14 protein-coding genes and 1 tRNA gene are annotated in these 12967 nt (G+C 69.9%); 6 read left to right on the top strand and 9 right to left on the bottom strand.

Features of this window, described 5'->3' with window-relative positions; genetic code table 11:
* Nucleotides 1–52: 52 nt before the first annotated feature.
* Nucleotides 53–1405 carry a DUF3422 family protein gene (locus A9O67_RS11435; protein WP_231960334.1) on the top strand — a complete coding sequence of 451 codons (1353 nt, stop codon included), beginning with the start codon at nucleotides 53–55 and terminating at the stop codon, nucleotides 1403–1405.
* A 66-nt stretch (nucleotides 1406–1471) separates the two neighbouring features.
* Here A9O67_RS11435 and A9O67_RS11430 read toward each other — a convergent pair whose 3' ends face one another.
* The 4 genes from A9O67_RS11430 to ftsY form a co-directional block, all read right to left on the bottom strand.
* Nucleotides 1472–2095: a c-type cytochrome gene (locus A9O67_RS11430; RefSeq protein WP_231960333.1), complete on the bottom strand. Its 624-nt coding sequence runs from the start codon at nucleotides 2093–2095 to the stop codon at nucleotides 1472–1474.
* Nucleotides 2096–2223: 128 nt separating this feature from the next.
* Nucleotides 2224–3507 (bottom strand): NAD(P)/FAD-dependent oxidoreductase, encoded by a 1284-nt coding sequence (locus A9O67_RS11425; RefSeq protein ID WP_068610668.1) that lies wholly within the window; start codon nucleotides 3505–3507, stop codon nucleotides 2224–2226.
* Nucleotides 3508–3527: 20 nt separating this feature from the next.
* A complete protein-coding gene (locus tag A9O67_RS11420) occupies nucleotides 3528–3830 on the bottom strand; it encodes a c-type cytochrome (RefSeq protein WP_068610387.1) in 303 nt (100 codons plus the stop codon).
* Nucleotides 3831–4003: 173 nt separating this feature from the next.
* The gene (gene ftsY, locus A9O67_RS11415) at nucleotides 4004–5149 is read right to left on the bottom strand and encodes a signal recognition particle-docking protein FtsY (RefSeq protein ID WP_068610385.1); all 1146 of its coding nucleotides are present in this window, start codon (nucleotides 5147–5149) and stop codon (nucleotides 4004–4006) included.
* A 30-nt stretch (nucleotides 5150–5179) separates the two neighbouring features.
* Here ftsY and A9O67_RS11410 point away from each other — a divergent pair, with 30 nt between their 5' ends.
* From A9O67_RS11410 to A9O67_RS11390, 5 genes are read left to right on the top strand one after another with little or no spacing between them, the layout of a single operon-like run.
* The gene (locus A9O67_RS11410; protein WP_082955550.1) at nucleotides 5180–6622 is read left to right on the top strand and encodes a M16 family metallopeptidase; all 1443 of its coding nucleotides are present in this window, start codon (nucleotides 5180–5182) and stop codon (nucleotides 6620–6622) included.
* The gene (locus tag A9O67_RS11405; protein ID WP_068610383.1) at nucleotides 6619–7959 is read left to right on the top strand and encodes a M16 family metallopeptidase; all 1341 of its coding nucleotides are present in this window, start codon (nucleotides 6619–6621) and stop codon (nucleotides 7957–7959) included. Before A9O67_RS11410 ends, A9O67_RS11405 begins: the two co-directional genes overlap by 4 nt.
* A complete protein-coding gene (gene rsmD / locus A9O67_RS11400) occupies nucleotides 7899–8567 on the top strand; it encodes a 16S rRNA (guanine(966)-N(2))-methyltransferase RsmD (protein ID WP_068610381.1) in 669 nt (222 codons plus the stop codon). The genes A9O67_RS11405 and rsmD overlap by 61 nt, the downstream gene beginning before the upstream one ends.
* Complete coding sequence (gene coaD / locus A9O67_RS11395; protein WP_068610380.1) at nucleotides 8564–9073, top strand: pantetheine-phosphate adenylyltransferase; 510 nt, start codon at nucleotides 8564–8566, stop codon at nucleotides 9071–9073. Before rsmD ends, coaD begins: the two co-directional genes overlap by 4 nt.
* A gap of 38 nt (nucleotides 9074–9111) precedes the next feature.
* Nucleotides 9112–9396 (top strand): YfhL family 4Fe-4S dicluster ferredoxin, encoded by a 285-nt coding sequence (locus A9O67_RS11390; protein ID WP_068610378.1) that lies wholly within the window; start codon nucleotides 9112–9114, stop codon nucleotides 9394–9396.
* Here A9O67_RS11390 and pth read toward each other — a convergent pair.
* From pth to ispE, 5 genes are all read right to left on the bottom strand, one after another.
* On the bottom strand, nucleotides 9393–10001 hold the full coding sequence (gene pth / locus A9O67_RS11385; RefSeq protein WP_068610376.1) for an aminoacyl-tRNA hydrolase: 609 nt from the start codon (nucleotides 9999–10001) through the stop codon (nucleotides 9393–9395). The genes A9O67_RS11390 and pth overlap by 4 nt on opposite strands.
* 137 nt (nucleotides 10002–10138) lie before the next feature.
* Nucleotides 10139–10765: a 50S ribosomal protein L25/general stress protein Ctc gene (locus A9O67_RS11380; RefSeq protein WP_068610374.1), complete on the bottom strand. Its 627-nt coding sequence runs from the start codon at nucleotides 10763–10765 to the stop codon at nucleotides 10139–10141.
* A 149-nt stretch (nucleotides 10766–10914) separates the two neighbouring features.
* A complete protein-coding gene (locus A9O67_RS11375; protein ID WP_068610373.1) occupies nucleotides 10915–11901 on the bottom strand; it encodes a ribose-phosphate pyrophosphokinase in 987 nt (328 codons plus the stop codon).
* A gap of 26 nt (nucleotides 11902–11927) precedes the next feature.
* A tRNA-Gln gene (locus A9O67_RS11370) sits at nucleotides 11928–12004 on the bottom strand.
* A gap of 64 nt (nucleotides 12005–12068) precedes the next feature.
* Nucleotides 12069–12965, bottom strand: coding sequence for a 4-(cytidine 5'-diphospho)-2-C-methyl-D-erythritol kinase (gene ispE, locus A9O67_RS11365; protein ID WP_068610370.1), 897 nt, complete (start codon nucleotides 12963–12965; stop codon nucleotides 12069–12071).
* Between the last annotated feature and the right edge of the window lie 2 nt (nucleotides 12966–12967).

Here is a 12967-nt window from a genome sequence, read left to right as displayed (position 1 = left end):
TCGCGCGCCATTTGGCACAAAACCCACACCTTGCATGGCGCCCCGCTGTGCTATGTTCACGCTTATGATGGACGCCGATGCCGCGGGGGGTATCCCCGCCACACTCCCCGCCGAAGATCCGCGCCGCCGCGTGCTGCACGACGAGGTGCATGCCCGTCCGCCCGCGCGCATCCGCATGCCGGCGCTCGTGGTCTATGTCGCCGTCGTGCACGACGGGGTGGATCGGGCGCAGGAGCTGGCCCATCTGCGCCGCTTGCCGGGCCAGGACGGCCTGACCGAAGCCGACCTGCAAGGCAATTTTCGGCGCCTGCGCTGCCCCCCCGGTTTCACCGTCAAATGGGAGCGGCACACCGAGTTCACCCGGTATTCGCTGGTGCAGCCGCTGCCGCCGGCGGTGGGGCTGGACGCCTCCGAGCCGGAGTTGCTGCCCCATCTGATGGTGTCGCCCGAATGGCTGGCGGGGATCCCCGGGCGCACCATTTGCGCGATCAAGCTGGCGATGGTCACCGGCGATCTGTCGGAGCCGGCGGCCGTGCTGGCGCGCGCGCGCCACTGGTTCGGCGATCAGCCGGTGGTGGCGTCGCTGTTGGGTCAGCAGGGGCATTCGATGGTGGTGACGGATTTTCGCTTGCGCCCCTCCGGATTCGAGCGGATGCTGGTCGTGGCCCCGCCCGGCACCAGCGAGACCCGCGCGGGCCGCATCTCGGCCCGGCTGCTGGAGTTCGAGACCTACCGCATGATGGCGCTGCTGGGCTTGCCGGTGGCCAAGGCGCTGGGCGGGCCGCTGGCCGACGCCGAGCGGCGCCTGGCGCGCCTGACCGCGGAGATGGAGGCCAAAGCCAGTTCCGACCAGGCGCTGCTGGACGATCTGGTGGGGCTGGCCGCGGGCATCGAGCGCGCCATCGCCGAAAACGGCTACCGCTTTGCCGCCACGCGGGCATATGACCGCATCGTGTCGCAGCGCATCGCGGAGTTGCGCGAGCGGGCCATCCCGGGCACCCAAACCATCAGCGAATTCATGCAGCGCCGTCTGGCACCAGCCATCGCCACCGTCGCCTCCACCGAGCAGCGGTTGGTCGCGCTTTCCGAGCGCATCGCCCGAACCAGCGCCTTGTTGCGTACCCAGGTGGACATCGCCCGCGAGGAGCAAAACCGCCAGTTGCTCGAGAAGCTGACCCGTGGGCAGGAACTGCAACTGCAACTCCAGACCACGGTGGAGGGGCTGTCGATCGCGGCGATCTCGTACTACGTGATCAGCCTGGTGCTGTACGGGGCCAAGGCCCTGAAATCGGCGGGCCTCCCCCTGCACCCGGAACTGACCGCCGGCGCGTTGATGCCCGTGGTGCTGTGGGGCGTGTGGCGCATGACGCGGCGCATCCACGCCCGGCTGCACGGTCAGCCCTGATCGCGGGCCGTTCGGCCCCCGCTCGCGTGAGCGCCGGCGGTTGGGCCTGCCGCTGCCGGGGCGGCCTCACTTGGTGCTGAGGTACTCCGCCACCGCGGCCATTTCCAGCTCGGTCATCTTCTCGGCGACGGTGTGCATCACGACGTTGTCGTTGGTGCGCTGGCGTTTGTTGAATTGCTTGAGCTGGGTGAACAGGTAGCCCGAGAACTGCCCCGCCAGCCGTGGCAGGTTGGTCGCCCCATGGGCGTCCGGGCCGTGGCAGCTGGCGCAGGCCGGCACGCCGCTGAACTTGTTGCCGTTCTGGTACACGTAAGCGCCGACTGCCGCCAGGCCCGTGTCCTTGACGTTTTCGCGCTGGGCGGGCAGTTTTTCGTAATAGCGGCCCAGGGCCACCATCTCGTCGTCGGTCAGCTTGGCCACCATCTCGGCCATGGCCGTGCTCTTGCGCTCACCGCTTTTGAAAGCCTTGAGCTGCTTGACGATGTACTCGGTGTGCTGTCCGGCCAGGCGCGGGAAGATTTCGCTGGTGGATTCGCCCTGATCGCCGTGGCACATCGCGCACACGCCGTTGGCAATCTTGCGTGCGCGGGCCTCGTCGGCCTGGGCGAGTGCGCCGGTGGTGACGGCGAGCAGGCCGGCCGCCAGGGCCAGGGCGCGCATCGGAGCGATCGAGCGGGAGGAAGGTGTCATGGCGCAGGAGGTTTCATTCCAGGGAATGCGGATGCAGCGAGCGTTGAGCGTGTCGCGACCTTGTGGTGGCCGCGGTGCCGACCGCGCGCGCCGGGAATGCTCCCCCGGCGCGCGCGGCCGATCCGTCGTCAGGCCAGCGTGTCCGCCCAGATGTTGCGTGCCCAGGCGAGCGCGTAGCGGCCTTCCAGCTCGCTGGCGCGCGCCGACACACCACCGGAGCCGGGCACTGTCAGCATGGTCTTCTTCTCGGGGTCGTAGCGGTGCACGCTGGCGACGTGCACCACGTCCTCGTCGGTGACGAAGCTGTAGCAGGTGTTGGCGTACAGCGGCGTGGCCGGCGGCTCTTTGCCCATCAGCAGGTTGACGATGGCTGCCGCGCAGGTCTTGCCATGCTGGTTGGCCATGTGGCCGGACTTGGGCATGGCCGGGGCGATCTGGATGGCGTCGCCCAGCACGTGCACATTCTTGACCGCCTTGGACTCGAAGGTCAGGAAGTCCACGTCGCACCAGCGTTTGTTGGCCGTGGCCAGCCCCGCCTGCGCGGCGATGTCGCCCGCGCGCATGTTGGGTACGACGTTGAGCACATCCCCCTTGAAGTCGTCGTTGAACTCGAACTTCAGGGTGTTGGTCGCCGCATCGACGTCCACCACGCGGTGCTTGGGGCGGTACTCCAAAATGCCCTTGTAGTGCTCGTCCCAGGCCTTTTTGAACAGCGCCGGCTTGGAGGTGACGTCGTCGTTGGCGTCGAAGACGATGACCTTGCTCTTGGGCTTGGCCTTCTTGAAGTAGTGCGCGACCATGCAGGCGCGCTCGTAGGGGCCGGGCGGGCAGCGGTACGGCGCCAGCGGGATGGACAGCGCGTACACGCCGCCATCGGGCATGGCCTCGAGCTGCTTGCGCAGCGCCACCGTCTGCGGGCCGGCTTTCCAGGCGTGCAGCACCTTGTCCTGTGCGCCGGGCTTGGCCATGCCGGGCAGCGTCTCCCACATGAAGTCGATGCCCGGCGAGACGATCAGGCGGTCGTAGCTCAGATCGCTGCCCCCGGCCAGTTTGACCACGCGCTTGTCCGGGTCGATGGCCGTGGCGCGGTCGCGGACGATGCGCACGCCGTGCCGCTTTTCCAGGTTGTCGTACGGCACCGTGATGTCGGACATCTGCTTGAGGCCGCCGATGACCAGGTTGGAGATGGGGCACGAGACGAAGCTGGCGTTGGGCTCGACCAGCGTGACCCGCACCTTGCCCTCGGAGAACATGCGCAGGTATTTGGCCGCGGTCGCGCCGCCGTAGCCGCCGCCGATGACGACGACGTGCGGCCCGCTGCCACCACCGGGGGTGGCGCAACCGCCGAGGAGACCGAGCGAGCCGAGCGCGGAGCCGGCCGCGACGCTGTGGACGAATTGACGACGTTGCATGGTGGGTTCCTCCGCTCGGCTCATTGCTTTTTCTGGGCCGCGAAATAGGCCGAGATGGCCCGCAGCTCGTCATCGGTGTAGCCCTTGGCGAGCTGGTGCATCAGCGTGGCGGGCTTGCGGCCGTTCTTGAAGTCGAGCAGCTTTTGCAGCATCTCGTCCTTGTCCTTGCCGGCCAGCGCCTCCATGCCGGGTTGCGCGTGGCCGTTGGTGCCGTGGCAGTTGGCACAGGCCGCTGCCCAGACCTTGACCTGGTCCACCTGCGCCTGCGCCAGCGTGGCCGCGCCCAGCAGACCCGCTGCCAGGATGTGTTGGTACGCCTTCATGGTTGTGCTTCTCCTCTGGGGGTGATTCGGCAATCGTGCCGTGACCGGATCGTTATGTATCATGACGTGCTGATATAAGCAATCCGAAGAAATTCTAGGGACGGACCCGACACCAAGCTTACCGCGTCCCCCCGGCGCGTGCATCGGGTCAACCCGAATGCCACCGCGGCGGGTCAGCTCAGCAGCGCGGTGGCGAACTCGCGGGCGTCGAAGGGTTGCAGATCCTCCAGCTTTTCGCCGATGCCGATGAAGTAGACCGGCAGCTCGCGCCCCTGCTCGCGCGCCCACATGGCGATGGCGGCCAGCACGCCGCCCTTGGCCGTGCCGTCGAGTTTGGTGACGATCAGGCCGGTGAGTTGCAGCGCCGCGTCGAAGGCCTTGACCTGCGCCAGGGCATTCTGGCCGGTGTTGCCGTCGATGACCAGCAGCACTTCGTGCGGGGCGGTGGCCTCGGCCTTTTGTACCACGCGCTTGATCTTGCGCAGCTCTTCCATCAGGTGCAACTGGGTGGGCAGCCGGCCGGCGGTATCGACGATCACCACGTCCTTGCCGCGCGCGCGGCCCGCGGTCACCGCGTCGAAGGCCACCGCTGCCGGATCGCCGCCGTCCTGGCTGACGATGTCCACCCCGTTGCGCTGCGCCCACACGCCAAGCTGCTCGCGCGCCGCGGCGCGAAAGGTGTCGGCCGCCGCCAGCAGGACGGTGGCGCCATGGTGGGCCAGATGCCACGTCAACTTGCCGATGGTGGTGGTTTTGCCTGCGCCGTTGACGCCCGCCACCATCCACACGGTCGGGCCGTCGGGCTGGGCGCCGACCGCCAGCGGCTTTTGCAGCGGGCGCAACCAGTCGGTGATGGCGTCCGCCAGCAGCGCGCGCACCTGCTGCGGGTCGGTCGCGCGCTCGGCCTTGACGCGGCGGCGCAGATCATCCAGCAGGAGGGTGGTCGCCTGGGCCCCGGTGTCGGCCATCAGCAGCGCGGTCTCCAGCTCCTCGTACAAGGCGTCGTCGATGCGGGTGCCGGTAAAGACGGCGGTGAGGCTGCTGCCCGTTTTGCGCAGGCCGGCGGACAGTCGGCCCAGCCAGCCCTGCCGCGTGGGGCTCGGGGCCGGGGCGTCGGGGGCCGCGGGGGCAGGAGCGGGAGCGGGAGCAGGAGCTGGCGGCGGCGTCATGGCCGCGGGTTCGCCTGCTGGCTCGGCCGATGGTTCGGCCGATGCTTCGGCAGCCACGGCGGCCGGCGGGGGGGCGGGCTCCGGCGCGGCAGAGGGCGCGGGCTCCTCCTCGCGGCTGCCGAAGAACTTTTTCTTGAGAAAGCTGAACATAGGGATGCTGCCTAGAATCGACGACATTCTATGAAAGCGTATCTTTCGATCGATCGCGCCCGCCTTGGGTGCACCGTGCGCTGCGTGCGCACCGTCTGGCGGCGGCTGGGGGCTGTCTGCGCCGCGCTGTGGGTGGCGGGCGCGCTGGCGTCGGCGGTGCAGGCCGCCACCCCGGCGGCGACGGCGGCGTCGCGCGCGCAGACCTTTCAACTGGCCAATGGCATGACCGTCATCGTGCAGCCCGACCGGCGCTCGCCCACGGCGGTGCAGATGCTGTGGCTGCGGGTTGGGGCCGTGGACGAGACGGACCGCGAATCGGGCGTGGCCCATGTGCTCGAGCACATGATGTTCAAGGGCACCCCCACCGTGCCGGAGGGCGAGTTCTCGCGCCGCATCGCGGCGCTGGGCGGGCAGGAGAATGCCTTCACCTCGCGCGACATGACGGCCTACCATGTGCAGTTGCCCGCCGAGCGGCTGCCCGAGGCGATGCGTCTGGAAGCCGACCGCTTTGCCCACAACACCTGGAGCGACGACGCCTTTTTGCGCGAGCGGGCGGTGATCCAGGAAGAGCGCCGCCAGCGCATCGAGGACGAGCCGCAGTCCCAGCTGTACGAACAGTTCATGGCCATGGCCTGGACCGTTCACCCCTACCGCCGCCCCGTCATCGGCTGGATGGGCCGCTTGCAGACCCTGGAGCCCGAGACGGTGCGCGACTTTTACCGCCGCTGGTATGTGCCGGCCAACGCCGCCCTCGTGGTCGTGGGCGATGTGGACCCCGAGCAGGTGCGGCAGTGGGCGCAGGACACCTTTGGGCGGCTGCCGGCGCGCGCCGTGCCGCCCCGGCAGACCGACGCCGAGCCCGCCCAGCGCGGCCCGCGCCGGCTGGAGTGGCGCGGTCGCACCCAGCAGCCCACCGTGCTGATGGGCTGGCGCGTGCCGCGCCTGTCCCACCCGGACGCCGACGATGCCGACGCGCGCGATGCGCTGGCCTTGGTGCTGCTCGCCGGGGCGCTGGACGGGCACAGCGCCGCGCGCTTGGAGCGTGCCCTGGTGCAAGGGCAGGGGGGTGAGCGGTTGGCCGATTCGGTCGGCGCGTCCTACGGGCTGGCCGGGCGCGGGCCGGAGCTGTTTTTGCTCAGCGCGACGCCCCGGGCAGGGGTGGCCGTGGAAGCGGTGGAGGCCACCCTCAAAGCCGAGATCGGGCGCATCGCCCGCGAGGGCGTCACGCCCGCGGAGCTGCAGCGCATCAAAAACCAGTGGATGGCCAGCGAGGTGTACAAGCTGGACTCCACGTTTGCCCAGGCGCGCGAGCTGGGTATGCACTGGGTGCTGGGCTGGCCGCTGGACGCGGGCGCCCGGCTGCTGGAGCGGCTGCAGGCCGTCAGCGCCGACGATGTGCAGCGCGTCGCCCGGCGCTACTTTCAGGACGACCAGCTCACCGTCGGCGTGCTGCGGCCGGAGGGCGGATCATGAGGCGCGCGCTGGCCGCCCTGCGGGGGCTGATCGTGGGGCTGGCGGTGTGCCTGTCGCTGCCGGTGCTGGCGGCGCTGCCCATCGAGCACTGGACCCTGCCCAATGGCGCGCGGGTCTATTGGGTGCGCAGCGACGCCCTGCCCATGCTGGATGTGCGCCTCGAGGCCGATGGGGGCAGCCGCCGCGATCCGGCCGGCCAAGCCGGCTTGGCCGCGGCGACGGCCCTGATGCTGGGGCGGGGCATCGAAGCCCGCGACGGTCAGCCGGCGTTGGACGAGAACGCCCTGACCGAGGCTTGGGCCGACCTGGGGGCGCAGTGGAGCGCCGTGGCCACGCTGGATCGCTTCAGCGTGTCGCTGCGCACGCTCACCCGGCCGGATCTGCTGGAGCGGGCCGTGGCGTTGGCGGCCCGCCAACTGGCCGCCCCGGCCTTCGATGCCGCGGTCTGGGCGCGGGAGCGCGATCGCCTGGTCGCCGCCTGGCGCGAGGCGCAGGCCCAACCCGATACCCTGGCGCGCCGGCGCTATGCCGAGGCGGTCTACCGGGGGCACCCGTACGGGGTGGACGCCACCCCCGACACCTGGGCCGCCATCGACCGGGCGGCGCTGCAGGACTTTTATCGCCGCCACACCCGTGCCTGCGACGCGCGCGTCACGCTGGTCGGGCCGATCGGCCGTGAGCAGGCCGAGTCGATCGCCAACCGCCTGTTGGCCGGGTGGGCCGCGCACGGCTGTGCGCCACTGCCCGCCGTGCCCGAGGTCGCGCCGCTGGAGCGTGCGCAAGACCTGCGCCTGCCGTTCCCGGGGGCGGCGCAGGCACAGATCCTGATCGGGCGGCCGGGGATCGCCCGCCGGGATCCCGACTACCTGCCGCTGCTGCTGGCCAACCACATCTTCGGCGGGGGCGGGTTCACCTCCCGGCTGATGCGCGAGATCCGCGAGCAGCGCGGCCTGACCTACGGTGTCTACAGCCACTTTCTGGCCGGCCGGCATGCCGGGGCCTTTACCGTGATGCTGCAGACGCGCCCGGACCAGGCCGATCTGGCCGTCTCCCTGGTGCGGGAATCGCTGCGCCGCTTCACCGCCGAGGGGCCGACGGACGACGAAATCGCGGCGGCCAAAACATCGCTGATCCAGGGCTTTGCCCTGCGCTTGGACAGCAACCGCAAGGTGCTCGATCAGGTGGCGGCGCTGGCCTGGTCGGATCTTCCGCTGGACGAGCTGGACACCTGGACCGCGCGGCTGGCGGCGATCGACCGGGACACCCTGATGCGCGCATGGCGCCGCGTGATCGACCCCGAACGGCTGGTGACCGTCGTGGTCGGGGGCCAGCCGTGACGGCGCGCCCCCGGGGGCCGGCGCCCAGCGGCGAGGTGCGCATCATTGGGGGACGCTGGCGGCGCTCGCGCCTGCCGGTCGGACAGGCGCCGGGGTTGCGCCCCACCCCCGACCGCGTGCGCGAGACGCTGTTCAACTGGCTGGGGCAAGACCTGATGGGCTGCCGCTGCGTCGATGCGTTTGCCGGCAGCGGCGCGCTGGGGTTCGAGGCCGCCTCGCGCGGCGCGGCCGAGGTGGTGCTGATCGAGCGCGTCCCCGCCTTGCTGGCCGCGCTGCGGGCGAACGCGGCGCGGCTTGGGGCGCAGGGGGTGCGCATCGTGGGCGGCGACGCGCTGGCCGCGCTGGCGGCTTTGCCCGCCGGGGTCTGGGACGTGGTGTTTCTGGACCCCCCCTTCGACGATGCCCGCCATGGCGGCGAGCGCGTGTATGCCGCGGCGCTGCAGGCGGCCGCGCGGCTGTTGCGCCCAGGGGGGCTGGTGTATCTGGAAGCCCCGCGCGCCTGGGCGCCGGATGAGGTGGCGGCGCTGGGCTGGCACTTGCACCGCCACCTGCGGGCCGGGGCCGTGCACGCCCACCTGCTGCAGGCGGCGGATAATCCGGCCCCATGAACGCCCCGACCCCTGTGCTGCGTACCGCCGTCTACAGCGGCACCTTCGACCCCATCACGCTGGGTCACGAGGATGTGATCCGCCGCGCGGCTGGTCTGTTCGACCGGCTGATCGTCGCGGTGGCGGTCGCCCACCACAAAAAAACCCTGTTCCCGCTGGCGGACCGGCTGGCGATGGTGGCCGATGCCCTGGCCGATTGCCCCGGCGTGCAGGTGCTGCCGTTCGAGGGGCTGATCATGGATTTTTGCCGGGAGCACGGGGCGGTGGCCGTGGTGCGCGGCATCCGCAACGTGACCGACTTCGATTACGAGGCGCAGATGGCCGCCATGAATGCCAAGCTCTTGCCCGCGGTGCAGACGGTGTTTTTGCTGCCGCAGCCGCCCGTGCAGTGCATTTCCAGTACCCTCGTGCGCGAAATCGCCAAGCTGGGCGGGGATGTGGCGCAGATGGTCAACCCGGGCGTGGCGCAGCGGCTGGCTGCCGCGCTGCCGGCGCCCCAGCGCTGACCCCGCCCACTCCGACAGGCTGACCAGGGGAACCGACCATGGCCTTGATGATCACCGACGAGTGCATCAACTGCGACGTCTGCGAGCCCGAATGCCCCAACCAGGCCATCTCGATGGGGGAGGACCACTACGTCATCGATCCGGGGCGCTGCACGGAATGCGTCGGTCACTTCGACGAGCCGCAATGTGTGCAGGTCTGCCCGGTCAGTTGCATCCCGGTCAACCCGGACCACACCGAGGACCGCGAGACGCTGTGGCAAAAATACCGGCGCCTGCAGGCCGCCAAGGCAGCGCCGGGCGCCCAGCGGGTGTCCGCGGCCTAAACCGTGTCAGGGCGCGGCGGCTTGGGCCGCGGCGGCTGGCTGGTGTGGATGGCGGCGGTCGCCTTTGCAGTCTCGCCGGCCAGCAGCAGCGGCAGGGCCCGCGCGGCACGCTCCACCGCCTGATCGATGGCCAGGCGCTGGTCCGCCGGCGGCTTGCGCAGCACCCAGTGGGCGACTTCGGCCTTCACACCCGGGTGGCCGATGCCCAGGCGCAGCCGCCAGTAGTCGGCGCTGCCCAATTGCGCATGGATGTCGCGCAGGCCGTTGTGGCCGGCGTGGCCGCCGCCGTGTTTGAGCCGGGCGTCCCCCGGTGGCAGGTCCAGTTCGTCGTGCGCGACCAGGATCTCGCCCGGGGCGATCTTGAAAAACCGCGCCAGCGCGGCGACGGACTGGCCCGAGCGGTTCATGTAGGTGGTGGGCTTGAGCAGCCACAGCGGGTGGCCGTCCACGGTGGTGCGGCCGGCCAGGCCGAAATAGGCGCGCTCCGGGTGCAGGGTCACCCGCAGGTCCTGCGCGACACGGTCGATCCACCACCAGCCGGCGTTGTGGCGCGTGTCCTCGTACTCCGGTCCGGGGTTGCCCAGACCCACCAGCAGCTTGAACATCGTTGCGTGCCCTCGTGTGCGGGGTGGCGATCATGGCACCAAAACCGAAGGCCCGCGCGGTGCGGGCCTCGGTGGGGCGGCCGCCGTCGGCAGCCGCTGGGGGGCGGCGAGTGGGGCCGGGGTGCGGCCCCGGGGCCTCACTTCTTGCCCTTCTTGCCCTTCTTGTCGTCGGCCGCGGCGGCGGTGGGCGCCGTCACGACTTCTTCCACCGGCTCGACGACGGTGGCGATGGTCGGGTTGGGCTTGCCATGGGTGACGATCTTGATGCCCGCGGCCAGCTTCAGGTCGTTGGCGTGCAGGCTCTGGCCCTTGTGCAGGTTGCCCAGGTCGACCTCGATGAAGTCGGGCAGCTGGGTGGCCAGGCACTCGATCTCCAGCTCGGTGACGACGTGGTTGATCAGGCACTTGTCGGCCTTGACCGCCGGGCTGTTGTCGGCGTTGACGAAGTGCAGCGGCACCTTCTTGCGCAGGCGGGTGTTCTCGTCCACGCGCTGGAAGTCCACATGCAGCACTTGCGGCTTGTAGGGGTGGTATTGCACGTCGCGCAGAACGACCTTGGTGACCTGGCCGCCGAGTTCCATCTCCAGCACGGAGGAGTGGAAGGCCTCTTTCTGGATGGCCTGCCACAGGGCGTTGTGGTCCAGCTCGATGGCTTGCGGGGCGGCGTTGCCGCCATAGACGATGCCGGGCGTCTTGCCGGTGTTGCGCAGGCGGCGGCTCGCACCCGTGCCCTGCGTCTGGCGCTCGAAAGCGGTGAATTTCATGCTCTGACTCCAATCTGGGGGCGGCCGCGACCAGCGCGCCCCGTTCTCACGACAATGCCACCCGGGCGGGTGGCGCGAAATCCGGTGCCCCGATCACCCATCGGGCGGGGCGCCGGCATGCCCTGTGGGCTGGCGCGGGAAAGCCCCGCTCAGCCCTGGTTTTCCGATTCGGCGAACAGGCTCATCACCGACTCGCCATTGGCGATGCGGGCGATGGTTTCGGCGAACAGCGGGGCCACGGTGAGCTGGCGGATCTTGCCGCAGGCGCGGGCCGCCTCGCTCAGCGGGATGGTGTTGGTGACCACCAGTTCGTCCAGCGCATCGCCCTTGGCGACGCGCTCCACGGCCGGGCCGGACAGGATGGGGTGCGTCACGTAGGCAAACACCTTTTCGGCCCCGCGCTCCTTGAGCACCTCGGCCGCCTTGACCAGCGTGCCCGCGGTGTCCACCATGTCGTCCATGATCACGCAGTGGCGGCCCTCGATGTCGCCGATGACGTGCATGACCTCGGACACATTGGGCTTGGGGCGGCGCTTGTCGATGATGGCCATGTCGCAGTCGAGCTGCTTGGCCAGCGCGCGCGCGCGCACCACACCGCCGACGTCCGGCGAGACGACGAGCAGGTTGGGGTAGTTCTTCTGCCGCAGATCGCCCAGCAGGACCGGCGAGGCGTAGATGTTGTCGACCGGGATGTCGAAAAAGCCCTGGATCTGGTCGGCGTGCAGGTCCATGGTCAGCACGCGCTCGACGCCGACCACCTGCAGCATGTTGGCCACGACCTTGGCGCTGATGGGCACGCGGCTGGAGCGCGGGCGGCGGTCCTGGCGCGCATAGCCAAAATACGGGATCACCGCCGAGATGCGCGCGGCCGACGCGCGTTTGAGCGCATCGACCATGATGACGAGTTCCATCAGGTTCTCGTTGGTCGGCGCGCAGGTGGGCTGGATGACGAAGATGTCGCGGGCGCGGACGTTTTGCCCGATTTCGACCGTCACCTCGCCATCGGAGAAGCGGCCGACGTGGGCCGCCCCCAGGCTGGTGCCCAGATGGCGGGCGATTTCAGCGGCCAGTGCCGGGTTGGCATTGCCGGTGAAGAGCATGAAATCCGGGGCGTGCGCTGGCGTCGAGCGTTCCATGGTGTTACCGGCACTGGGAAGGAATTTGGCAGGGGAGGAAGGATTCGAACCCTCGCATGTCGGAATCAAAATCCGATGCCTTAACCAACTTGGCGACTCCCCTACACAGGTTCACCGCTGACGCGATGCACCGTATGCAGCGTTGCTGGCGTCTGCAGCAACAAGACTCATATTATAGCGTCTTTTTGCCACCCAACCAGCGGGTGTTCCGGCAAACCGTGGCAGATCCGAATCTGCCAGCCGTTCGGCCAGTCCGCCGTTTGCACGGCGGCCGCTTCGGCGTCGCCGGGCAGCACCGCGAACACGGCACTGCCCGAGCCGGTCATGCGGGGCTGCAGTCCCAGACGGGTCAGCCGCTCGAGGGCTGCGGCGACGTCGGGGCACAGGCGCATGGCCACGGGTTGCAGGTCGTTGCGGCCCCACGGTCGAATGGGATCGGCAGCGATGCCGGCAACGAAGTCGCGCATTATAGCCAATGGCGTGGCCCGCTCCAGGTCGCTGGCGGTATAAATCGCGGCGGTCGCGGTACCCGCGGCCGGCTTGACGATCGCATAGCGGGCTGTGGGCAGGTCCACGGGCGTTAGCCGGTCCCCGATGCCTTCGACCCAGGCGTTGCGCCCCCCCAGAAAAAACGGCACGTCGGCCCCCAGTCGGGTGCCCAGGCGGATCAGCGCGTCGCGCGGCCAGTCCAGCCCCCACAGGCGGTTGAGGGCCATCAGGGTGCTGGCCGCGTCGCTGGATCCGCCGCCCAAGCCGGCCTGCTGCGGGATGCGCTTGTCCAGCACGATGTGCGCGCCCAGGGGGCAGCCGCTGGCCGCCTGCAGGGCGCGCGCGGCGCGCAGGCACAGGTCGTCCTCGGGCAGGGGGGGCGAGGCGTCGCCGGCGGGGCGCAGGTCTTCGCGCGACAGGCGGCCATCGCGCCGCGCCTCCAGGTGCAGCGTATCGGCCCAATCCACCAGCCGAAAGACCGATTGCAGCTCGTGGTAGCCGTCGGCGCGGCGGCCCGTGACGTGCAGAAACAGATTGATCTTGGCGGGGGCGGGAACGTCGAGCAGTCGTTGCATGG

The sequence above is a fragment of the Tepidimonas fonticaldi genome (genome assembly GCF_001675355.1).
Classification (GTDB): Bacteria; Pseudomonadota; Gammaproteobacteria; order Burkholderiales; family Burkholderiaceae_C; genus Tepidimonas; species Tepidimonas fonticaldi.
Note: the sequence above shows the minus strand (reverse complement) of the source record. Positions and strands in the feature narration are given on the sequence as shown.

Excerpts from the sequence above, each read along its gene's own strand:
- A9O67_RS11425 (WP_068610668.1), bottom strand. The coding sequence starts at position 3,507 with ATGCAACGTCGTCAATTCGTCCACAGCGTCGCGGCCGGCTCCGCGCTC.
- rsmD (WP_068610381.1), top strand. The coding sequence starts at position 7,899 with ATGGCGCCGCGTGATCGACCCCGAACGGCTGGTGACCGTCGTGGTCGG.
- A9O67_RS11435 (WP_231960334.1), top strand. The coding sequence starts at position 53 with ATGTTCACGCTTATGATGGACGCCGATGCCGCGGGGGGTATCCCCGCC.
- A9O67_RS11410 (WP_082955550.1), top strand. The coding sequence starts at position 5,180 with ATGAAAGCGTATCTTTCGATCGATCGCGCCCGCCTTGGGTGCACCGTG.
- ftsY (WP_068610385.1), bottom strand. The coding sequence starts at position 5,149 with ATGTTCAGCTTTCTCAAGAAAAAGTTCTTCGGCAGCCGCGAGGAGGAG.
- ispE (WP_068610370.1), bottom strand. The coding sequence starts at position 12,965 with ATGCAACGACTGCTCGACGTTCCCGCCCCCGCCAAGATCAATCTGTTT.
- A9O67_RS11420 (WP_068610387.1), bottom strand. The coding sequence starts at position 3,830 with ATGAAGGCGTACCAACACATCCTGGCAGCGGGTCTGCTGGGCGCGGCC.
- A9O67_RS11430 (WP_231960333.1), bottom strand. The coding sequence starts at position 2,095 with ATGACACCTTCCTCCCGCTCGATCGCTCCGATGCGCGCCCTGGCCCTG.
- A9O67_RS11375 (WP_068610373.1), bottom strand. The coding sequence starts at position 11,901 with ATGGAACGCTCGACGCCAGCGCACGCCCCGGATTTCATGCTCTTCACC.
- A9O67_RS11390 (WP_068610378.1), top strand. The coding sequence starts at position 9,112 with ATGGCCTTGATGATCACCGACGAGTGCATCAACTGCGACGTCTGCGAG.
- pth (WP_068610376.1), bottom strand. The coding sequence starts at position 10,001 with ATGTTCAAGCTGCTGGTGGGTCTGGGCAACCCCGGACCGGAGTACGAG.
- coaD (WP_068610380.1), top strand. The coding sequence starts at position 8,564 with ATGAACGCCCCGACCCCTGTGCTGCGTACCGCCGTCTACAGCGGCACC.
- A9O67_RS11380 (WP_068610374.1), bottom strand. The coding sequence starts at position 10,765 with ATGAAATTCACCGCTTTCGAGCGCCAGACGCAGGGCACGGGTGCGAGC.
- A9O67_RS11405 (WP_068610383.1), top strand. The coding sequence starts at position 6,619 with ATGAGGCGCGCGCTGGCCGCCCTGCGGGGGCTGATCGTGGGGCTGGCG.